Here is a 21705-nt window from a genome sequence, read left to right on the forward strand (position 1 = left end):
CGGGTGCCGACATGTCGATTACGTCTACATCAGGAGGTTGGATCAAGAGTGCGCGGCGATGGATTCCCGTCGCTTGCGTCATGACATTCAGCCCCCCGATTGCCGCTTCCTCAGCCCCCCTCCCACCAGCCCTTGATGTTTCCTCGGCCAGCAGTCACTCGAGCATGACCAGGGTGGCCGACGAGATGCCCCCCGCGGCGGCGTCCCTCGCACCCGGGCGAAATTTGACCGCCGTCTTCGTCAATCCGGGGCTGACTGGGGAACGATTCTGGAACATGGTCACGGCGACGATGCAGGCAGCAGCTCGAGACCTGAATGTCTCGCTGGAAGTCGTATATGCCGAGCGAAATCACATCCTCATGAAACGATTGGCAAGCGCGGCTCTGGCGCGTGCAACACCCCCGGACTACCTCGTGCTGGTCAATGAGGAGCAGGCCGCTTCCGACCTCCTGCCTCTGGCAGATGGCGGCTCATCACATGTCGTGATGCTGTTGAACGGCTTGACCCCGGAGGAGCAGACAACTCACGGCGTCCCGGGCAGTGTCCACCCCTCCTGGATCGCCAGCGTCATTCCCGACAACCATGGTGCCGGGAGAAGGATGGCCAGCGAATTGATTGACGCGGCGCGTATCTATCCCCCCGGTGAAACGCGCCACGGGCTCGCCTTGATTGGCGATACCAGAACGCCAGCCTCCATCGCTCGCAATGCTGGGATGCTGAATGGCTTTGCTGAGCATGACGTCGTCAAGATGACGCGCATTCTCGAGGCACGCTGGAACCTTCCGGATGCTGAGCGGCTCACGCATCACTATCTCCAATGGGCCGAACGCTCGGGATTGCACAATACCCTCATCTGGGCGGCAAACGACGCCATGGCGGAAGGTGCCGTCCGAGCGGTTGAAGCCAGTGGCATGCAGCCGGGCAAGGATGTGCTGATCGCGGGTCTCAACTGGTCGCCCGAGGGCATCGCCATGGTGATGGACAAGCGCATGGTGATGTCAGATGGCGGGCATTTCATGGCGGGAGCCTGGGCGATGGTGATGTTGAGAGACCACGCTGATGACACCCACTGGGCCCCCAGAACCGTGAACTTCCCGATGAGCCCCATCCATCAGGGAAATGTCGATATCTACGGCCCGTTGCTGATCCAGCCGGACTGGGAAACGGTGGACTTCACGCGCTTCAGATTGCAGACAAAGGAAGACGACTACGCGTTTGATCCGATGGCAGTGTTGGAGCAGATCAAAGACTCGCCTGCGCCACTCGAACGATAGGACTGATCGAGCAGATCATGGTGCGGCCCCGGGTGAGGAACACGTCAGATCACGCATCGCCAGGCAGCCCTCTCCCCTTCAGCTCGCCAGCCGCGGGGATCGACTTGCTTCCTGACAGCCTGTCACACGCGATAATGGAGTCATCATGAGATTGACGCGACCTTCACTGGCTTCACGATGTTCGAGGATGTGCCGTGCCCTTGCCCTGTTGGCATTGATGTCCATCTCAACGATGACTCAGGCCGAGAGCTTGCGTCCCATCAAGCAGGTCGTGTTTCTGAACCCCGGATATTCCACGGAAACGTTCTGGGCCCAGGCGATCATCGCTGCCTCGACGACCGCTGAATCCCTGGGGATGCATCTGGAAGTCTTCAGTGCCAGACGCAACACCGACGAATTCATTCGAATGGGAAAGCAGGTATTGAACCGAGAGAGCCCTCCGGATCTATTGATCACCACCAACAACCATGGACTGGCGGTTCCATTGATCGAGATCAGCCATGCCGTGCGCGTGCCCATGATCATCATCGTCAATAGCCTGACCCCCCGCCAGGCCAGAGCGTTGGGCAAGCCACTTGGCCGATATCCCTACTGGCTGGGCAGCGTTTCGCCTGATCATCAGCAAGGGGGGCACGACAGCATGGTGGCACTCATCAATCGCCATGACGTCTTGCATGGCAAGTCGGATGGTCGAGGCATCGCTCTTGTCGGAGGGCTGCATGACGAGGCGACACGACTCCGGGTGCGCGGTGTACAGGACGCGCTTCTCAGAGCCCCCCCATCTGTCCCCGGATCGGATATTTCAGGCCAACTGGAGTTATGAGGATGCCTACCGAAAGGTCGAAAGCTACTTGAGACATCAAACAGACGCCCGCCCCCTTCGCATGATGTGGGCGGCCAATGACCTGATGGGCATCGCGGCCATTGATGCCCTCAAGCACAATGGGCTTCGCCCGGGCAAGGATGTCGTCGTGGCTGGCATGGGATGGACCCGTGCCGGAGTCGATCACCTGCGCTCAGGAGAGATGGAGGTCAGTGCTGGCGGAGGCGCCCTGGCGACCGCCTGGTCACTGGTCCTGCTCGCCGCGGTACAACAAGGAAGCCTCCAGGCACGTGATATCGGTACTCGCTATTACACCATGGGGATCGCGCTGGCTGGGGACCCGGAGGCCTTTCTGGACAGGATTCCTCTGGAAGTCCTTGCCCTGCAACCGATGGATCATCTGATCAATGAGGTCGCGACACTTCCCCCTGATGCCTCTCCCTTCCTTCCGATGCCCGCTCATGCCGCTTCATCGTCCAGCGTTGCAGCACCGAGTGCATTGACGGCCGTCCATCAAGGAGCACGCCGCCATGCGCAATGACGAGACACAGGACAGGCCTCACGACACGACAGAGGTGCATGAGGGTCATGAGGGTCATGAGGGCCACGATGCCTCGCCCCTGCGCTGGCGGATATTGCGCGTGCTGGCGCCGCTCATCCTGTTGATCTGTGCAGTCAGCGGCGTCGTGGGTTATTCACTGTATTCAAGTGAAACCATCGAGCACATGCACGAAGATCATCAAGAGATGATGAACATCACGGTTCTGTCCCTGCCAAGTGCGATCTGGAACTTCGATGACGATGTCATTCACGCCTATCTGGAAACGCTGAGCAGTCACCCCAGCGTGCATGCAGTGCGCTACTACAACCATGAGGGCACTCTCGTCGAGGAGATCACCAAGGCGGGCGACGCCCTGGACCCGATGATACATTCCCAGGAGCTGGTCTATCGCAATTCTCTCGTGACGCAGGTCGTGGGGCGACTGGAGATGGAAAGCACCAATGCTCCCTTGCTTGCCAAGCAATACCAGGGAGGAGCGCTGCTGTTCGTCATCGCACTCTCGATCATCATCTGCGTTCTGCTGATCGTTTCCTGGCAATTGAAACGCTACGTGATGGTCCCTCTCAACCGGGCGATCGCCAGCATGAGTCAGCTGGAGAATCCGCAGACGGCATTTCGCAGGATCCCGCTCACGCGCTCAAGAGAGATCAACAAGGTCATTGCACAGCTGAATAGCCTGGGGGAGCGCATCTTCATCATGATGGAGGCGCTGCGTGACAACGAAGAGCGCTATCAGCATTTCTATCGCGACACCCCTGCACTGCTTTTGGTGATTGATGCTCACGGTACGGTGCTGGATGTCAGCCAGAGGATGCTCGAGGTAACGGGGTGGAAGCGAGAGCAACTGGTGGGATCGCCCTTCGATACCTTGATCATCGGCCAGAATGCTCATTGTATCGATCGCATCAGCTCGGCGCTTCGCAAGGGGGACGCGTGCGAGAACCAGGTGATGACCCTCAAATGCCTCTACGAAGAGGACCGGCAGGTACAGGTGGTCATCCCGTCGGCCACCAATGACAGCGAACGCGGCACCATGATGCTGTTGTCGGACGTTACCGAATTGAAGCGGACCCAGAAGCGATTGCTGGAGCATGAGCTGATCGACCCGCTGACACAGCTGCCGAATCGTCTGGCCCTGAACTCACACCTTCAGACACTCATCAATGGCGGGGCTCCCTTCGGACTGCTGCTGGTCAACATCGATCGTTTTCACAGCATCAATCACCACCTCGGCCCTGTCGACGGCGACATCCTGCTCAAGGAAGCAGGAGAACGTCTGAAGAGTTGCACTCCAGCCTGGATGGGTCGCTCCGGCGGAGATGAATTCGTCATGACCTGTGACACAAGCGAATTGCGCGCCCTGGCGCGTCGGATTGAACTGGCCTTCTCGACGCCGCTTCTCAAGGCGGGGGAGCCCATCAATCTCAGCCTGAGTAAGGCAGGGCTTGAAGTTCGCCAGGATGATGAGACACCCAGTCGTCTGATGCGCCTGCTCGAGCGCACTGTCATGGATATCAAGCACAAGGGAGGCAACCAGTACCGACTCTGTGTACGCGACAGCGCTCTGGAGGACGGTGAGCCACTGTTTCTCAAGGAGCGTCTGATTCGCGAGGCCCTGACCAGAGGTTGGCTCTGCCTTTACCTGCAGCCCATCTTCCAGGCGCAAAGTCCTGATCTCGATGCACCAACATTGCTGGGGGCGGAGGCACTGGTGCGTATCCATCACCCAGACCTTGGCTTGATTGCGCCCGATGAATTCATTGCGGCAGCGGAGAAGACGGGACAGATCATCGATATCGGAAACTGGGCACTGGAAGAAGCGGCCGTCATCTTGAGTGAATGGCAAAAGCAAGGTATCGAGACTCGTTACCTGTCCGTCAATGCCTCTGTCATGCAGTTCAGGGATCAGGGCCTGCTGCACAAGCTCGAATCATTGATCGAACGCCATCCGATACGTCCTCGGCAGCTGATCATCGAAGTGACCGAAAATCTGATGCTCGACAATGAGGACAGCCTGCGCTTTCAGCTGGAGGCGATTCGCAAGCTGGGCGTGAATCTGTCATTGGATGACTTCGGTACTGGCTTTTCATGCCTTTCCTATCTTCACAACCTGCCCTTCGGCACCTTGAAGATCGACCGTTCATTCGTGATGAACGTACAGACAAGCCGGCGAGACAGGGAGCTTGCACGCATCATCGTCGACATGGGGCATTCGCTTGGCATGCAAGTCGTCGTGGAGGGAATCGAGGAACGGGGTCAGGCAGAGATCTTCAGGGCCATGGGAGTGCGCGCCTTCCAGGGGTATCACTTCGCGCGTCCGATGCCCCTGCAGGCCTTCAATGCCCGGTATTCATCGGCAAGTGAAACCCGCATGTGTCTTCTTCGGGCGGCGACACCCGACGATCAGAATCGCGACGGCCAGATGGGAACGGGCCGTGACGTGGATTGACGCCAGCGACATGATGTCATCCAGGGCCAGACGCGCATATTGCAGCCTCTGGCCTTTTCTTTCGTTCTTGCCGTAGGCACACTCATGGCATCTTCTTCATAACCCTATCATCGAAAAGTATGATTATTTATTCTTTTAAAGAATAAAAGATAGGGAGTAAGGTGACCGCAGCATCAACAAGACTCGCATCAGTGGTCGCCCACCTGATGCCCGACCGCAGGACACCCCTGACATGTATCGGTATGACACTTACGACCAGACCCTGGTCGACGAGCGGGTAGCTCAGTTCAAGGACCAGATGGACCGCTATCTGGCCGGCCGCCTGGGTGAGGAAGAATTTCGTCCCCTGCGCCTGCAGAACGGCCTCTACATTCAGCGTCACGCACCGATGCTGCGTATCGCCATTCCCTACGGCATGCTGAGCGCTGCACAGCTGCGCTCACTGGCTGCCATCAGCCGTCGCTATGACCGTGCCTATGGTCACTTCACCACGCGTCAGAATCTGCAGCTCAACTGGCCGAAGCTTGAAGATGTCCCGGCGATCCTCGCCGAGCTGGCCCAGGTCGAGATGCATGCGATCCAGACCAGCGGCAACTGCATCCGCAATACCACTACGGATCAGTTCGCCGGTATCGCGCAAGACGAGACGGTGGATCCGCGTCCCTGGTGTGAGCTGATTCGTCAGTGGTCCACCCTGCACCCGGAGTTCGCCTATCTGCCGCGCAAGTTCAAGATTGCCGTCACCGGCGCCAGCGCGGACCGTGCCGCGATCCAGGTCCACGATATCGGCCTGCGCCTGACACGTGGCGAGGATGGTCGCGTCAAGGCGACCGTGCTGGCAGGTGGCGGCCTCGGTCGTACCCCGATGGTCGGCGATGTCGTGCGGGAAGATCTCGATTGGCAGCACCTGCTGACCTATCTTGACGCCATCGTCCGGGTCTACAACCAGTGGGGCCGTCGTGACAACAAGTACAAGGCGCGCATCAAGATCCTGGTCAAGGCATTGGGCATCGAGGAGTTCCGCCGCCGTGTCGAGGAAGAATGGGCACACCTGAAGGATGGCCCCGAGACACTGACAGACTCGGCGGTTGCCAAGGCGACCGAGTACTTCCCGGAACCGGCGCGTCGTGCCGTCGGCGAGGACGCGATTGCGGCCTACGAGACACTGCGCAGCGAGAACCGGGCCTTTGCCCGTTTCGTGACCAACAATGTCGTCGGCCACAAGGTCCCGGGTTACAAGGCCGTGACCTTGTCACTCAAGCGCCGTGAACTCGCGCCGGGCGATGTCACCGCTGATCAGATGGACGCCGTGGCCGACCTCGCGGAAGAGTACGGTTTCGGTGAACTGCGTGTGACGCACGAGCAGAACCTGGTGCTGTCAGATGTGCCGGTCGATCAGCTCGAGAATCTCTGGAAGGCGCTGGACGCGCTGGGCATGGCCAACCCGACCGTTGGCACCCTGGCCGACATGATCTGCTGCCCTGGCGGTGACTTCTGCTCACTGGCCAATGCCAAGTCGATCCCGATCGCCCAGGCACTGCAGGATCGCTTTGAAGACCTCGACTTCCTGTATGACCTCGGCCCGCTGGATCTGAACATCTCCGGTTGCATGAACGCCTGCGGCCACCACCACGTCGGCAACATCGGCATTCTCGGTGTCGACAAGAAAGGCCAGGAGTTCTATCAGGTCTCGCTTGGCGGCCGCAGTGATGACAACGCGACCATCGGCAAGATTCTCGGCCCGTCATTCAATGCCGAGGACATGCCGAACGTCATCGACAAGGTGTTGCAGGTATATGTCGAGCAGCGACTGGAAGATGAGGTCTTCGTCGATACTTACCACCGCATCGGCATGAAGCCGTTCAAGGAGCGGGTCTATGCCTGAGGTGACAGCGGAAATGACGTCAGCACGTGAATTGACTGATCAGCGTCAAGGCGGAGTCATCCGTCAGAACCAGCTGGTCCCCGAGGACGCCTGGCAGGTCGTGCGCCTTGATGAAGACGGTAACCTGCCAAGCTACCAACAACCTGCCCTGCTGCCTCTGGCACACTGGCAGGCGCTGGTGGACGCAGGTGAAGGGTCTGACCAGCTTGGCCCCTGGCTTGCCAGCGATACCGAGCTGACACCGGAGCTGGGAGAAGCACTTGCCACTGCACCGCTGCTGGCAATCGATTTCCCCAACTTCAATGATGGGCGTGGCTATACCCTCGCCCGCCTGATGCGAGAGCGGTATGGTTTCCAGGGCGAAATTCGTGCCATTGGCGATGTGCTGGTCGATCAGCTGCATTATATGAGCCGCTGTGGCATCGACGCCTTCCAGCTGCGCTCGGACCAGTATGTGGAAGATGCCTTGTACGCGCTGTCCATCTTCAGCGTGAGTTACCAGACAGGTATCGATCAGACGAGTCCGCTGTTCTCTCGTCGCTGGTAACCCTGACGACTAGCCAATGAAAGGCCCCGTGAGCTGGATGTCACCAGTTCACGGGGCCTTTTCGTTTCTGGTCACCTCTTTCGTTGCAGACCTTGTCGTGGTATCGGTCTCTATCATGGTATCGATGCCTATCGACAGGTCACGCCGCCATCACCGTGGCCAGCAATGCCATGCCCCCGACCAACAGAGCAGCCATCACCAGTCCTACCACCAGAAAGTCCAGCGCATGACCATGCTCGAAGTCACGTTTGCGGTTGGCTTCCTTCTGAACGCCGATGAATGCAGCAAGCACGGATTTGACTTCGTTGATCATGAGCACCTCCCAGAATGACGCATATCAATATGGTGGTGGAACAACGCTGCAAGGCGTGGCGGCAACCCCTGCGGACAACTACGATGAGGTGATGCTGCCTTTCGCGTCACATGCGGCCCTGAATTCACTATTGGCCAGAATCTGCTCGAATACCAGTGAATCATGACACGGACGGGACACAAGACAGCAGCTTCCAGTGCATTATCCAGCCGCTGAAGGAGCTATCCTCATGGAACTTTCCGTCGTGCCATCTCTGCCTTTCAAACCCTTGACGGCCCATCCGCTGTCCTGGATGAACCGTCCTGATGATCTCGTGCACCCTCTCGCCCCCTGGATGCGATGCCAGCAGGTCTTCTGGTCGCTGGGGTTGCAGGCCTATCAGCAGGAACTGGCCTTCATTCAGCTCTGTCAACTCAAGGGGCTTGAGATGACTCAGGCGCTATTGGCAGGTGACTGGCAGGAGGCTCGGACCTCGCCTGAATTGCTTGGCAAACTCGCCGGGGATGTCACCGAGCATGCGCTGACTCGCATGAAGCGACTGCAGACATTGAATGAAGAATTGCAGGATGCCATCTGGGAAGAGATCTGACTCGCATGACAGGAGCCTCCCCCGGTCTCCACGCAATGTGCCGGGGGAGAGATCACGCCAGAAATGCACAGCGAAAGGGTGCCTCTGGCGATGGCAAGGAGACTGGCGCCGTGAGGATGGAATGTGATGATTCAGGCAAGGACCATGGATGACATCAATCCGTCCGTGTCTGGAACTCACTGAGATCGCACAGCCAGGCATGTGCCGTTTCACGATCCAGCCCGAATTCCGCGATCAGACTCTCCAGACGCGCATTGAATTCAGCCTCACGCGCTTCAGCCGGGTCCGTTGCCTGGGGGCTGCTTTCTGACGTGGCGGGGGGAGTCGAGGGACGATCCAGCGCATTCAACTCTTCAGCCAATGCCTTTTCAAGTTCATCAAACAAGGCACGCTGCTTGCGGGCGCTTGCGATGACCTTTTCATCATGTCGGTTCATGCATGGTTTCCACTATTGATCTTGTCGACAACAAGAAGAGAGGCTGAAACATTCAAGACAGCAAAATATCACACTATGCCCAAGGCTTCTGCAATGTCATATCGGCAACATGGGGGAGTAACGGAATCAGGAGGCAACCCCTTGGGAAGAAAGCCGCCAGGGAAGTGATATCTTCTTGAAAGCCATGAAGAAAGCGCCTGTCATCATGCCCATTTCCCACCATGCTAGCAAGCATGCAAGGGACGCTGACCCGCCGCCTTGAGACGGCAATTCCCAGGCAATCTCACCATGTTGGGCATGGCGTTGACCAGACGCTCGGTGCGTGATCGACAAGCAACGAACGCTTTGTCGTTGTGGTGTATCCTCAGTGTACGAAAAATACACGGATGATGTATCTGATGATCAAGGATAATGATCTTTCCTCAGACAACACACCATCAGGGCGGTCTTTCCTTGACGCCACGCGAGAATTCGCCGGCCTTTCGATTCGGCACTGGTTGGGGCTGGTAGCGCTCTCAGGCGTGGTGCTAGGCCTGGTGTTGATCATTCTCGAAAGAGACAGCCGCGAGATGGAAGCGCTGCATGCGGCTTCCACGCGTGACCTCATCACGAGCGAGAGGCGTCTGCAGGCAAGCCTGCTGGTCGAGCAGACGCTCGGCGTGATTGCCTCACGACATCGAGATTACGAACATCGTCTGCAGCGACTGATGATGACGACGATGCGGGCCCCCTTCCTGGGAATCACCCACCTTACCGGTCGAGATCGGTCCTATATCAGTACCGAGCTCCTGCGTCAGTTCCCTGATCTTCGCATCAACCCGGATTGGATCGATATCGTTCAATTGCCGAGCAATCTCTATCCGGAATGGTGGTCCACCGAACTCAATCTGCGTCTGCACACGAGCAATGACAGTCCTCACTTCCTGCGTGGCACGGACGCAGGCCTGATCTTCGCCATCCCGAGCCAGCAGGGCCTGGGCAAGGATGGTGAGGTTCGACGCCCTCGCAACACCGCCTCGACCATCTGGACCCTGATTCATATCGACCCGCAGATGGTGGCATTCCTGGTCGCCAACGAGCTTCGTCAATCCCTGCATGCCAGCCTGGACAAGGGAGAGAGTCGCTATGTCTGGATCAATGAAATTCTGGATCCGACGGGCGGCCCCGGCTACGCCCGTCGCCTGATTCACCCGCTCTTGCCCGGCACCGAAGGCACGCTGCTCTCCACCGAGCATCGGGACAGCAGTGGACGCCAGCCTTACAAGACCGAACTCGAGGGTGTCCTGCAGGGAAGTGGCATCTTCTTCGATTACCGCTTCCCCCGCTCCCGTGGGGGGCCTGAAGAAGACAAGACGACCTACGCCGCGCTGTATCCGCCCTTCCAATGGATCGTGGCCAGTGGGGTCTACATGGGCGACATCAACAATGCGGCCCTGACAGCCCACGCGGACATCATGCAGGAGAAAAGCCGTCTGGAGCGCTGGCATCTCCTGCTGACCCTCGGTGCCTGCCTGCTGCTGTTCCTGGCTATCGGTCATGCCCTCTTCCGGCAATCCCGCACACGTCAGCGTCAGATGCGCCAACGCATGGGGCGTCTGGAAAACGAGCTTGAGCAGCGCGGTGAGGACAGGCTGATCAATACCCTGCAGATGATTCGCAATGAACGCTGCCCCCAGCGTGAAGGCAATGACCTCATCGTCGCCGAATACGTGACGGCCATCGCCAGAGAGCTGGGGCTTGAAGAGGCGCAGATCAGCGCACTGGAGCGCACGGCCATGCTCCATGACATGGGCCGACTGACACTTCCCGACACGCTGCTCAAGCCGATGGCGCAGCTTCAGTTCGATCAACAACAGTTGTTGCGTCAACAGGCGGATATCGGCAGCCGAGTGTTGAGAGAAGCGCTCAATGCGCCTCTGGAGGCCAGCCTGCTGAGAGAAAGCCAGCACTACATGCCTTACCGTCAGACGGACTCGGAGGCGGCCTTGCTGTCGCGGCCTGCCAGTCCCGCGATCCTGGCGCTGGTCGTCCAGGTTCTGGAGCTGGTGAGATACTCGGGCCTGACTCAGGCGGAGGCCATCAGTGAAATCGAGCATTGCGCCTACCAACCCTTTGCGCCGGACATCCTTCAGGCGGCACGCAGGGTGCTGACCCGCAAGCCGATCCCCAGGGCCGAGCCACGCAGCGCGATTCCCGGTCCGCGTCAGATCGAGCGCCATGCGGATCAATGGCGTGACCAGACGACCGGTTGCTTCAACCGTGCCTTGCTGGAGACCCTGCTGACAGGCTTGCTGCATGAAGGGCATGTCACTGTGCAGGGGATAACGCTTCACCATCTCCAGCTCGTCGGGACGCAGTCCCCTCTCACTACGGACCGGCAATTCGGCCCCCATCTGAATGCCTGTTTGTACCCGCTCAAGGTCTTCCATCTGGCCCCTGGCCACTTCGTGGTCCTGGAAGACGAGACCGAGGAAGCCTCGGACGTTCCCGTGCTGACTCCAGCCACTCAGCAGCAATTGAGGAATGTACTCAGGACCTTCGAGACAGACGCGGAACTCGTCACCCGACAGAGACTTCTGTCCGGTGATGAGTCACTCAAGGACTGGCGACATCACATCGATCAGCTGATCGCTGATGACTGATGATTGATGGCAAGGTCTGAGGGGAGTCGACCGATCCCAGCGGCCTGCCCGAAGTCTCGCCATACCCCCTCCCCACCTCCCACGGCGACCTGGCCTGCCGGCAACGACCAAAGTTGCATTCGTTGAGGCTTGTTCAAATGTCTGACATTTATTAAGGTTCATTCAGACATTTACCGTAGCTTGCCCTGCGCACTACGTCAGCCACGAGGCCTCGCGTGACCATCTCTCGCCCAGACCCACTCTCTGAGACTTCCAGCGATACAGCGCCGGATCAGGATTCCTCTCGCAAGAAAGATTCACTGGCGCCGGCCATGACGGGCTCCAGACAGCCCGTAGCCAGCATGGAAGCCATCGCTGCCTGCCTGGCGCGTGAAATTCTGGCCGGCAAGTTCGAGCCAGACGACAACTTCCCGCGTGAAATGGACCTCTGCAAGCGCTTCGATGCCAGTCGTAACCGGCTGCGCAATGCACTGGCCCAGCTGGTGGGGGCCGGGTTGCTGGAGCGCACTGCCGGCCGTGGCACCCTGGTGCGGCCGATGAGCGAATGGCAACTGCTGGATCCACTGATGAGCGACTGGATCAGCGGACTGGAAGGCATCAACCCTGCCCTGATGCGTGAGATCTACGCCTTCCGGCTGTCCGTCGAGCCCTATGTCAGCGCCCTGGCGGCGACCAAGGCCAACGCCCAGGACCTCGCAAGGCTGGAGCGCGCCTTCGAGGGAATGGTCGCGACTGCCAATGACGAGCAGCAGGCAGCTCACAGCGAATTTGACGTGGCGTTCCACGAGGCCATCTACCGCGCCACCCACAACCTGGTGTGGGCCCAGCTGGGTAGCTTGCTGCGCCCTTCCATCAGCCAGTTGATCGAGTCCTCCCAGCAGGCGGCACAACAGCACGACCAGGCCCATCACCGTGCCAGTCTCGAGCGACATCGCGCCGTGATGGAAGCCATCCGCCTGCGTCAACCGGACATGGCGCGTACCTGTGCCGAGCGCGTGCTGGAAACGGCTGCACGCGATCTCGGATTCGGCCTTGATCATCCGCGCCTCGAGACGCCGCGCTTCTGACCCACGACTTTTCCTTCTTCAATGCTTTCCAAGCTCGACACGAGCGTCATCCCAAGGAATCTCGACATGAAAATCACTCGACTCAAGACCTGGCAAGTTCCGCCACGCTGGTTGTTCCTCAAGATCGAGACCGATGAGGGCTGCTATGGCTGGGGGGAACCGGTCATCGAAGGGCGCGCCGCCACGGTGGAAGCCGCGGTCCACGAGCTGTCGGATTATCTGGTCGGCCAGGACCCGCGCAACATCGAGCACCTGTGGAACGTCATGTACCGCGCAGGGTTCTATCGCGGCGGCCCTATCCTGATGTCCGCGATCGCCGGCATCGACCAGGCCCTGTGGGACCTGAAGGGCCGTGATCTGGGAGTGCCCGTGCATCAGCTGCTCGGCGGCCCGGTGCGCGACAAGATGCGGATGTACGCCTGGACGGGCGGCGATCGCCCGTCAGATGTCGGCGCAGGTGCCAAGGCGCTGGTCGACCAGGGGTTCACGGCCTTCAAGATGAACGGCACGCCGGAGATGCAGATCGTCGATTCCCACAAGAAGATCGATGACGCCGTGGCGCGTGTCGCCGAAGCGCGTGATGCGGTCGGCCCCGATGTGGGGATCGGCATCGACTTCCATGGCCGCGTGCACCGCCCGATGGCCAAGGCGCTGCTGCGGGAACTGGAGCAGTTCCACCCGATGTTCATCGAGGAGCCGGTGGCACCTGAGCACCTGCCCGCGCTCAGGCATATCGCCGAGGGCATCGCGACGCCCATCGCTACCGGCGAGCGCCTGCACACCCGCTTCCAGTTCCGTGACCTGCTGGCGGACGGCATGGTCGACATCATCCAGCCGGATCTCTCCCACTGCGGCGGCATCAGTGAAGGCTTCAAGATCGCGACGCTGGCCTCGGCCTATGACGTGGCCCTGGCACCGCACTGCCCGCTGGGCCCGCTGACGCTGGCGGCTTCCCTGCAGCTGGATGCGGTGTGTCACAACGCCTTCATCCAGGAACAGAGCATGGGCATCCACTACAACAAGGACAACGACGTCCTGGATTACCTGGTCGACAAGGACGCGCTGGCGATCAAGGACGGATTCTGCGCCATTCCCCAGGGTCCGGGGCTCGGGGTCGAGATCGACGAAGCCTTCGTCGAGGAACGTGCCAAGGTCGGGCATCGCTGGCGCAATCCGGTCTGGACCCACGAAGACGGCTCCGTCGCTGAGTGGTAATGCCGAGCAAGCCGCAACGTACACACCGACAACACAGACGCCATGCCAGGACAGGCTCTCTGCCGAGAGTCTGTCATGCTGCAGAAGGGACTCATCATGACCCGTACCGCATCACCCCATACTGAACTCCCCGCCTTCGCGAACTTTCGCTACCCGGACCTCGCGGGTGCCAGTGTCTTCATCACCGGCGGAGGCTCGGGTATCGGTGCCGCATTGACCGAAGGCTTCCTGGCGCAAGGTGCCAAGGTCGCCTTCGTCGGGTTGTCCGATGCCAGCGAGTTCTGTGACGCCATGGAGGCCCGATACGCCAATCGCCCCCTGTTCATCCGCTGCAACATCCAGGACATCGAGGCATTGCAGGCGGCAGTTGCACAGGCGCGCGAGGCCCATGGCCCGATAGGCGTTCTGGTCAACAATGCGGCCCGCGATACTCGCCATACGCTGGAGGGATGGACGGTGGAGCAGTGGGATGAATCCATCGCCACCAACCTGCGTCCCCAGTTCTTCACCGCTCAGGCGGTCGCGGCTGACATGCGGGCACTGGGAGGCGGCGCCATCATCAACCTGTCTTCCAACAGCTACATGCTGGGGCTGGGGGGCTATCCCACCTACGTCACTGCCAAGGCCGGCATCATGGGGCTTACCAAGGCGCTGGCGCGTGAACTGGGGCCAGACGCCATTCGCGTCAACTGTCTGATTCCGGGCTGGGTAATGACGGAGCGTCAGCGCGAGCTGTGGGTCAATGATAAGGACTTGAACGAGTGCATCGACCAGCAGTGCCTCAAGGAAGCGATTCCGGTCGAGGACATGATCAATCCTTGTCTGTTCCTGGCCTCCACCGCCTCACGCATGATGACCGGCCAACCGATGGTCGTGGATGGAGGTCGAGTGTGAGTGCCGTCCATGCCCTCCCCGCCTGGATCGCCGTGGATTGGGGCTCCAGCAATCTGCGTGCCTGGGCGCTGGATGATCAGGACCGGATCATCGCCCAGGCAAGCAGTGCCCGCGGCATGCTGGGTCTGGCGAGCGATGAATTCGAGGATGTCCTGCGGGTGGTGATCAATGACTGGCTTCCCGGGGACTCCACCTCAAGCATGCCGGTGTTGATCTGCGGCATGGCGGGCGCACGCCAGGGCTGGGTGGAAGCGGCCTACCTTCCGGTCCCGGGTGAGCAAGCCCCTGCCATCGATGTCCTGTCTGGCCTGGCAGAGCAGCTGACCCATGTGGCAACGCGCGACAGACGTATCGCCGTCACCATCGTGCCGGGGCTGTGTCAGCACCAGCCGGCCTTTGATGTCATGCGCGGCGAGGAGACACAGCTGGCGGGTCTGGTCGCCGCTCAGCCGGGCTATAGCGGGGCTGTCTGCCTGCCCGGCACCCACGCGAAGTGGGCACAGCTCGAAAACGGTTCGATCACGGGCTTCACCACCTTCATGAGTGGTGAACTCTACAAGCTGCTCAGTCAGGATTCGGTCCTCAAGCACTCCGTGGCGGGAGGGGATCTTGCCGATGAGCCACAGCGTCAGGCATTTCTGGCAGGCATCGATGCGGCCATGGCGGAACCGGCGCGCATGACGGCGGCGCTGTTCGGCATCCGTGCGCGGGATTTGCTCGATGAACGCCTCGATGATGAGGCCTCTCGCGCGGCCTTGCTGGGTGCACGGCTTTCCGGTCTGGTGCTGGGCCTTGAGCTGGCCGGTGCCACATGCCTGCAGCCGCAAGGGTCGCTAATCACCTTGATCGGTGATGACACCTTATGCCAGCGCTATCGGATCGCACTCGAGCATCTGGGCTATCGCGTCAGCCTGGCCGCCAATGCCGACATGATTCTGGCCGGGCTCGGGCGCATTCATCACGCCTGTCAGACACGCCTCGCCACTGACTGACACCCCCATCTTTCCCCTGGAGACTTCCATGAGCCTTCCCCTGGTTGCCATTCTGCGCGGCGTCACGCCGCAGGAAATCATCGCGATTGCCGACGAGATCATCGCGGCGGGCATCACCCGCATCGAGGTCCCGCTCAATTCGCCCCAGCCGCTGGTCAGCATCGCGGCACTGGTCAAGCACTGTGCGACGGCCCATGACGGCCAGATCCTCATCGGTGCCGGCACCGTCCTGACGCCGGAGCAGGTGCGGGACGTGCACGGCGTCGGTGGTCGGCTGATCGTGTCGCCCAATGCCGATGTCGAGGTCATTCGCGAGAGTCGCCGACTCGAGATGGTGTCCATGCCAGGCATCGTCACGCCGACGGAGGCCTTCGCGGCCCTCGCCGCCGGCGCCTCAGGTCTCAAGCTCTTCCCGGCGACCCAGGTCGGTATCGTCAACATGAAAGCGATGCTGGCCGTGCTGCCCACAGGCACCGAGCTGTATGCCGTCGGGGGCATCGGCAGTGACAACTTCGCGCAATGGCGTGCGGCAGGTATCCATGGTGCAGGTCTGGGAACGGCCATCTACACGCCGGGTCTGACGGCTTTTGACGTCGGTGAACGAGCACGCAAGCTGGTCTCCGCCTGGGCCGCCGCCGACTGAGCCCCAGCGGCTCTCCCACAGGATTCACGAGGAGTAACGGATGACACGATCGACCTGCCTGGGCACGGCTGAGCGCCTCGTGGCCAGCCACTGCGAGCTGGGAGAAGGCCCCGGCTGGACACCCGCGACAACCACCCTGCCTGCGCGGGTGCGCTGGCTGAACATCCTCGCCGGCGAGCTGCATCACGCGGCCGCGGACGGCAGTGATCACGTCATCACTCAGCTTGCGCGCCGCACCTCCTATGCGGCGCTCACCCTTGAAGGCGACTACCTGCTGGTCGCGGAAGGCATGCTGTCACGCTGGAACCCCGAGACAGGCGCCGTGGAGGATGTCATGCCCTTCGAGGCGGACGCCATGCCAGCGACACGCAGCAATGATGCTCGAGTGGATACCCACGGCAGTCTGTGGCTCTCGAGCATGGGCTACAACGCCGAGACCGGGTCTGGCAGCCTCTACCGCCTGCATCGCGGTGAGCTGACCCGCGTCCTCGAGGGCCTGAGCATCCCCAATGCGCTGTGCTTCTCGCCGGATGGCCGCTTCGCCTATTTCACTGACACCGTTACCGGTCAGGTGATGCGCTGGACGCTGGACGCCGATGGCTGGCCACGCAAATCAGCAGGTGAAGGGTCAGCAAGTGAAGGGGCGGTAGGTGAATACGACGCCCCCGAAGTCTGGGCCGATCTGCAGGATTGTGGCGGTGGCCCGGATGGCGCCGTGATCGACGCCGACGGCCATATGTGGATTGCGCTCTGGGGAGCCGGCCGCGTGTCAAGGCTGGATCATGGCGGCAAGGAAATCGCCCATGTGACGCTGCCGGTCAGCCAGCCCTCGTGCCCGCTGTTCGGTGGTGAGGGGCTGAGCACGCTGTATATCACCACGGCGCATGAGGGCATGGCCACGCCGGATCATGCGGCGGGTGATGGTGATCTCTTCGCGCTGGACCTGTCAGCACACGGCTTCAAGGGACTGGCAGAACCGCCGCTGGTGCTGGGCTGACACTGACATTCCGTCTCTGATCTTTCTTTATTTCTGGACCTCTCATGATGACCGCAGACGCCCCATCCACCCGACCTTCGGCAGCGCCCGACGCGACCTGGTCCCCCCAACAGCAGTGGCTGAGCCTGAGCGCCGACGGCATCCAGCTGCAGCTGGATCTCGCCGATGGTCTGCTCAAGCTGGCCCACCTGGGGCGCATCGCCCCGGTCACGCCAGCCCAGCACCGCCTGATGAGCGCTGCTGCCACGCCCCAGGCAAGCCTCGATCAGCTCCCGCCCAATACCTTGTTCAATGATGCCGGGCTTGGCTTTGCGGGCTATCCGGCCTTGATCGGTGACCGTGATGGGCGTGACTGGCTCACCGACATGCGACTGAGTGAGGTGGCGTGCTCGACCGATTCACTGGGCGCGCATGCCCAGCTGACACTGGCGGATGCCACGAGCGAGCTGGAAGTTCTGCTGTCAGTCACGCTCACCAGCGAGGGGGTGCTGCGTCAGTCCACCACCCTGCGCAATCCTGGTACGGCCGACTATCGCCTCGAGTGGCTGGCGGCCTGCTGCCTGCCACTGCCGAACCGCTTCGAACAGTGCCTGAGCTTCGGTGGCCGTTGGGTCCAGGAGTTCACCGAGACACGCCACGCCCTGAGTGAAGGCACCTTCACGCTCGAGAATCGTCGCGGGCGCAGCTCTCACCAGCGTGTGCCCTCCCTCATCGTGGGTACCGGGGGGTTCAGTGAGCAGTCCGGGGAGGTCATCAGCGCGCACCTGGCCTGGAGCGGCAACCATCGACTGCTGGTGGAGCGCCAGTTCGATGGCAGCACGCAACTGCAGCTGGGCGCACTGCTGTTGCCCGGTGAGCAGGTACTGGCCGCCGGGGACAGCGTCACCACGCCGGAAGTCGTCATGGCGTGGTCTGACACGGGCATCAATGGCGCCAGTCAGCGCATGCATCGTACCTTGCGTGCACGGCTTGACTGGCCGACGCCGAACAAGCCTCGCCCGGTCCACGTCAACACCTGGGAGGCCCTCTATTTCGATCACGACGCCGAGCGGCTGGAGGAGCTGGTCAACGCTGCCGGTGACGTCGGCGCGGAACGCTTCGTGCTCGACGATGGCTGGTTCGTGGGCCGCGATGGTGAGCGAGCAGCGCTGGGCGATTGGTACCTGGATCAGGGCAAATACCCCGAGGGGCTGGGGCCCTTGATCGCGTCCGTCCATGCCCAGGGCATGGAATTCGGTCTGTGGGTGGAACCCGAGATGGTCAATCCGGACAGCGCGCTCTTTCGCACGCATCCCGACTGGATACTGGCGCTGGAAGGCCGTGAACAGCCACTGGGGCGGTATCAATGCGTGTTGGATCTCACACGCCCTGACGTCACTGACTATCTGTTTGCGCGACTGGATGCCCTGCTCAGCGACTACCCGATCCGCTATCTCAAGTGGGACATGAATCGCGACCTCACCCACGCCGCGACCCAGTCCGGCGAGCGTCGCGGCATGCCTGCAGCGCATGCTCAGGTACAAGCGCTCTATGCGCTGCTCGCACGTCTGCGCCAGGCGCACCCTGAGGTGGAAATCGAGAGCTGCGCCTCGGGGGGCGCCCGTACCGACCACGGCATTCTGCGCCACACCCATCGCGTCTGGACCTCGGACTGCAACGACCCGCATGAGAGAACGCACATCCAGCGCGGTGCCAGTCGCTTCCTGCCACCGGAGCTGCTCGGGGCTCATATCGGGCCGGAGCATGCACACACCACGTCGCGGCGTACCTCCCTTGCCTTTCGTGCCTCCACGGCCCTGTTCGGTCACCTGGGCCTTGAACTGGACGTCAGCCAGCTCGCGCCATGCGAGCGTGGGGAGCTGCGCGTCTGGATCGAGCGCTACAAGGCATTGCGCGGGCTGTTGCATGGCGGCGTGAGCTGGCGTCTGGACTGCCTGGATGACGGCCAGCATGCACATGGCGTGGTCAGACAGGACGGTGAAGAGGCGCTTTACTGCATCAGCCAGCTGGCCATGCCACGCCACGCCGTACCTGCGCCACAGCCGCTGGCAGGGCTCATCGCCGAGCAGCATTATCGACTCGAGCTGCTGGAACTGCCGGAACATCCCGAACGCCGCATGAAGCAGCTGCCGGCCTGGGTGCAGGCCCAGCTCTCGGGGGAGCCCGTCGTCGCCAGTGGCGAGATGCTGATGCGTGCCGGGCTTGCCCTGCCGGTGCTCGACCCGGAACAGGCGATCCTGATCCACCTGACGGCGGCACACGACGTTGACTGAGCCTGTGCTCCGGCTATCACTTCACCGATTCAAGGATGACCTGTATGCAACTCGGCGTCTGTTATTACCCGGAACACTGGCCGCGTGAGCGCTGGGCGCAGGATGCCCGTGACATGTTCGAGGCCGGCATTCGCGTGGTGCGCATAGGCGAGTTCGCCTGGAGTCGGCTGGAGCCGCGCTCCGGAGAGCTGCGTTTCGAGTGGCTCGACGAGGCCGTTGAGGTGCTTGCCCGCGCCGGTCTCAAGATCGTGATGGGAACCCCGACGGCCACGCCCCCGAAATGGCTGGTGGATGCCCATCCCGAGATACTGGCCGTCGATGAGCATGGCCAGGTGCGGGGGTATGGCTCACGTCGCCATTACTGCTTCTCCTCACCCGTCTATCGTACGCAGAGCGAGCGTATCGTGCGTCTGATGGGGGAGCGCTACGCCACTCATCCGGCGATCATGGCGTGGCAGACCGACAACGAATACGGCTGTCACGACACCATCCTCAGCTACTCTCGAGCGGCGCGCGCAGGCTTCCCTGAGTGGCTGGAACAACGCTACGGCAGTGTCGAAGCGCTCAATGAGGCATGGGGCGCGGTGTTCTGGAGCCTGGAGGTGACCGCTTTCTCGCAGGTCGAGGCGCCGGTCGGCACCGTCACCGAGCCACATCCGGCGATCGTGCTGGATTATCGTCGCTTCTGCTCCGACATGGTGGTCGAGTACAACCGGCTTCAGGTCCAGACGCTGCGAGACAGCGGCGTGAACGTCGATATCGTGCACAACTTCATGGGCCTGTTCACGGAGTTTGACCACTTTGACGTCGCCCGGGACCTGGACATCGCCAGCTGGGATAGCTACCCGTTGGGCTTTCTGGAGCGTGGTGCCCATCTCGAGGCCACCAAGGCGTTCTATCGCCAACAGGGCCACCCTGATTTCGCCGGTTTCCACCACGACCTCTATCGCGCCATGTGCAAGGGGCGCTGGTGGGTCATGGAGCAACAGCCGGGTCCGGTCAACTGGGCCATCAGCAATGCCGCCCCACTGCCCGGCATGGTTCGCCTCTGGAGTCATGAGGCCTTTGCCCATGGCGCGGAAGTCGTTTCCTATTTCCGTTGGCGTCAGGCCCCCTTCGCGCAGGAACAGATGCATGCGGGTCTGTTGCGTCCGGATGGTTCACCGGTCTCGGCCTGGCCGGAGCTGTTGCAGGTCCGCGATGAACTGGCTCGCTTGAGCGCAGAAGGCCTCAGTGGGCGCGAGATCGAGACCGAACAGGCCCCCGTGGCCTTGATGTTCGACTATGCCTCGATCTGGGCCTGCCAGATTCAACCGCATGCCGAGGACTTCGATGCGTTGGAACTGCATCTGAGCTGGTACAGCGCCCTTCGCCGGCTGGGTCTGGACATCGACATCGTCTCCCCTCGTGATGATGTCAGTGGCTATCCTCTCGTCGTGTTGCCCTGTCAGGTGATTGCCGACGATGCGCTTGCGGCACGCCTGAGCGCTGCACGTGACAGCGGCAGCCGTATCGTGATCGGCGCACGCTCCGGCTCACGCACGCCAGACTTCCAGATACCCGATCAACTGGCACCGGGCGCCCTCGGCGAGCTGGCCGGCGTCACGGTCGATCGGGTCGATGGTCTGCGCCCCGGTGCCTGCCCCGGGGTCACCACAGCCAATGGTCATCATGGCCACGCGTTGCGCTGGCGAGACCTGCTCGACAGCACGCGTACCACGGCAAGGGTCGTGACCCGTTTCGATGATGGAGAAGCGGCTCTCACGGAGCGCGCAGGGGTCAGCTATCTGACCGCCTGGCTTAAAGAAGACACCCTCATGGCCGTGCTGGTCGAGGAATGTCGCAAGGCAGCCATCCTTACCACCGCCCTGCCGGAGGGTGTGCGCCTGCGCTGCAGAGGCAATCTGGTGTTTGCCTTCAATTATGCGCCTGAACCACGCTGGCTACCCGAAGGCCTGGTGCCGGAAGATGGCTGGATCTGCGGAGGCCAACAGCTCGCTCCCGCTGGCGTCAGTATCTGGCGCATGGCATGACGAGATGTCCAAGGCGATGACGGCAACGGAGCGCTTCAGTAGTCTTGCCATCATCCAGACAAGCGTCACGT

18 protein-coding genes are annotated in these 21705 nt (G+C 61.3%); 16 read left to right on the forward strand and 2 right to left on the reverse strand.

Annotation, left to right across the window (positions count from 1 at the left end):
• Positions 1–164 precede the first annotated feature (164 nt).
• From ACZYGA_RS07380 to ACZYGA_RS07405, 6 genes are all read left to right on the forward strand, one after another.
• On the forward strand, positions 165–1274 hold the full coding sequence (locus ACZYGA_RS07380) for an ABC transporter substrate-binding protein (protein WP_479398717.1): 1110 nt from the start codon (positions 165–167) through the stop codon (positions 1272–1274).
• Positions 1275–1461: 187 nt separating this feature from the next.
• Positions 1462–2097, forward strand: coding sequence for a type 1 periplasmic-binding domain-containing protein (locus tag ACZYGA_RS07385; protein ID WP_479398719.1), 636 nt, complete (start codon positions 1462–1464; stop codon positions 2095–2097).
• A gap of 28 nt (positions 2098–2125) precedes the next feature.
• Positions 2126–2638, forward strand: a complete 513-nt coding sequence (locus tag ACZYGA_RS07390; protein ID WP_479398720.1) for a hypothetical protein — start codon at positions 2126–2128, stop codon at positions 2636–2638.
• Positions 2628–5108 (forward strand): putative bifunctional diguanylate cyclase/phosphodiesterase, encoded by a 2481-nt coding sequence (locus ACZYGA_RS07395; protein WP_479398722.1) that lies wholly within the window; start codon positions 2628–2630, stop codon positions 5106–5108. The genes ACZYGA_RS07390 and ACZYGA_RS07395 overlap by 11 nt, the downstream gene beginning before the upstream one ends.
• Before the next feature lie 232 nt (positions 5109–5340).
• Positions 5341–6993 (forward strand): nitrite/sulfite reductase, encoded by a 1653-nt coding sequence (locus ACZYGA_RS07400; RefSeq protein WP_077376353.1) that lies wholly within the window; start codon positions 5341–5343, stop codon positions 6991–6993.
• The gene (locus tag ACZYGA_RS07405; RefSeq protein ID WP_479398724.1) at positions 6986–7540 is read left to right on the forward strand and encodes a DUF934 domain-containing protein; all 555 of its coding nucleotides are present in this window, start codon (positions 6986–6988) and stop codon (positions 7538–7540) included. Before ACZYGA_RS07400 ends, ACZYGA_RS07405 begins: the two co-directional genes overlap by 8 nt.
• A 139-nt stretch (positions 7541–7679) precedes the next feature.
• Here the strand turns inward: ACZYGA_RS07405 and ACZYGA_RS07410 are convergent, their stop codons facing one another.
• Complete coding sequence (locus tag ACZYGA_RS07410; RefSeq protein ID WP_077376348.1) at positions 7680–7853, reverse strand: DUF2970 domain-containing protein; 174 nt, start codon at positions 7851–7853, stop codon at positions 7680–7682.
• 229 nt (positions 7854–8082) lie between these two features.
• On the opposite strand from ACZYGA_RS07410, the gene ACZYGA_RS07415 reads away from it, so the two are divergent.
• Positions 8083–8442 carry a hypothetical protein gene (locus ACZYGA_RS07415; protein ID WP_176493923.1) on the forward strand — a complete coding sequence of 120 codons (360 nt, stop codon included), beginning with the start codon at positions 8083–8085 and terminating at the stop codon, positions 8440–8442.
• A 154-nt stretch (positions 8443–8596) separates the two neighbouring features.
• On the opposite strand, the gene ACZYGA_RS07420 is transcribed toward ACZYGA_RS07415, so the two are convergent.
• Entirely contained in the window at positions 8597–8878 is a 282-nt protein-coding gene (locus ACZYGA_RS07420; protein WP_084208667.1) for a hypothetical protein, read from the reverse strand.
• Between the two features lie 398 nt (positions 8879–9276).
• Between ACZYGA_RS07420 and ACZYGA_RS07425 the strand changes: the two genes are divergently transcribed.
• The 9 genes from ACZYGA_RS07425 (at position 9277) to ACZYGA_RS07465 (ending at position 21634) form a co-directional block, all read left to right on the forward strand.
• A complete protein-coding gene (locus tag ACZYGA_RS07425) occupies positions 9277–11520 on the forward strand; it encodes a cache domain-containing protein (RefSeq protein ID WP_479398726.1) in 2244 nt (747 codons plus the stop codon).
• A gap of 311 nt (positions 11521–11831) precedes the next feature.
• Positions 11832–12587: a FadR/GntR family transcriptional regulator gene (locus ACZYGA_RS07430; protein WP_077376336.1), complete on the forward strand. Its 756-nt coding sequence runs from the start codon at positions 11832–11834 to the stop codon at positions 12585–12587.
• A 66-nt stretch (positions 12588–12653) separates the two neighbouring features.
• A complete protein-coding gene (gene dgoD / locus ACZYGA_RS07435; protein WP_479398728.1) occupies positions 12654–13802 on the forward strand; it encodes a galactonate dehydratase in 1149 nt (382 codons plus the stop codon).
• Between the two features lie 96 nt (positions 13803–13898).
• Positions 13899–14696, forward strand: coding sequence for an SDR family NAD(P)-dependent oxidoreductase (locus tag ACZYGA_RS07440; RefSeq protein ID WP_479398729.1), 798 nt, complete (start codon positions 13899–13901; stop codon positions 14694–14696).
• Positions 14693–15688 carry a 2-dehydro-3-deoxygalactonokinase gene (locus ACZYGA_RS07445; RefSeq protein WP_479398731.1) on the forward strand — a complete coding sequence of 332 codons (996 nt, stop codon included), beginning with the start codon at positions 14693–14695 and terminating at the stop codon, positions 15686–15688. Before ACZYGA_RS07440 ends, ACZYGA_RS07445 begins: the two co-directional genes overlap by 4 nt.
• Positions 15689–15716: 28 nt before the next feature.
• Positions 15717–16331 carry a 2-dehydro-3-deoxy-6-phosphogalactonate aldolase gene (locus ACZYGA_RS07450; protein WP_479398732.1) on the forward strand — a complete coding sequence of 205 codons (615 nt, stop codon included), beginning with the start codon at positions 15717–15719 and terminating at the stop codon, positions 16329–16331.
• A gap of 40 nt (positions 16332–16371) precedes the next feature.
• Positions 16372–17328 carry an SMP-30/gluconolactonase/LRE family protein gene (locus ACZYGA_RS07455; protein ID WP_479398734.1) on the forward strand — a complete coding sequence of 319 codons (957 nt, stop codon included), beginning with the start codon at positions 16372–16374 and terminating at the stop codon, positions 17326–17328.
• 44 nt (positions 17329–17372) lie between these two features.
• Entirely contained in the window at positions 17373–19601 is a 2229-nt protein-coding gene (locus tag ACZYGA_RS07460; RefSeq protein WP_479398736.1) for an alpha-galactosidase, read from the forward strand.
• Positions 19602–19645: 44 nt separating this feature from the next.
• Positions 19646–21634 (forward strand): beta-galactosidase, encoded by a 1989-nt coding sequence (locus ACZYGA_RS07465; RefSeq protein ID WP_479398738.1) that lies wholly within the window; start codon positions 19646–19648, stop codon positions 21632–21634.
• The last annotated feature ends 71 nt before the right edge of the window (positions 21635–21705 follow it).

The sequence above is a fragment of the Cobetia sp. BL01 genome, assembly GCF_056493605.1.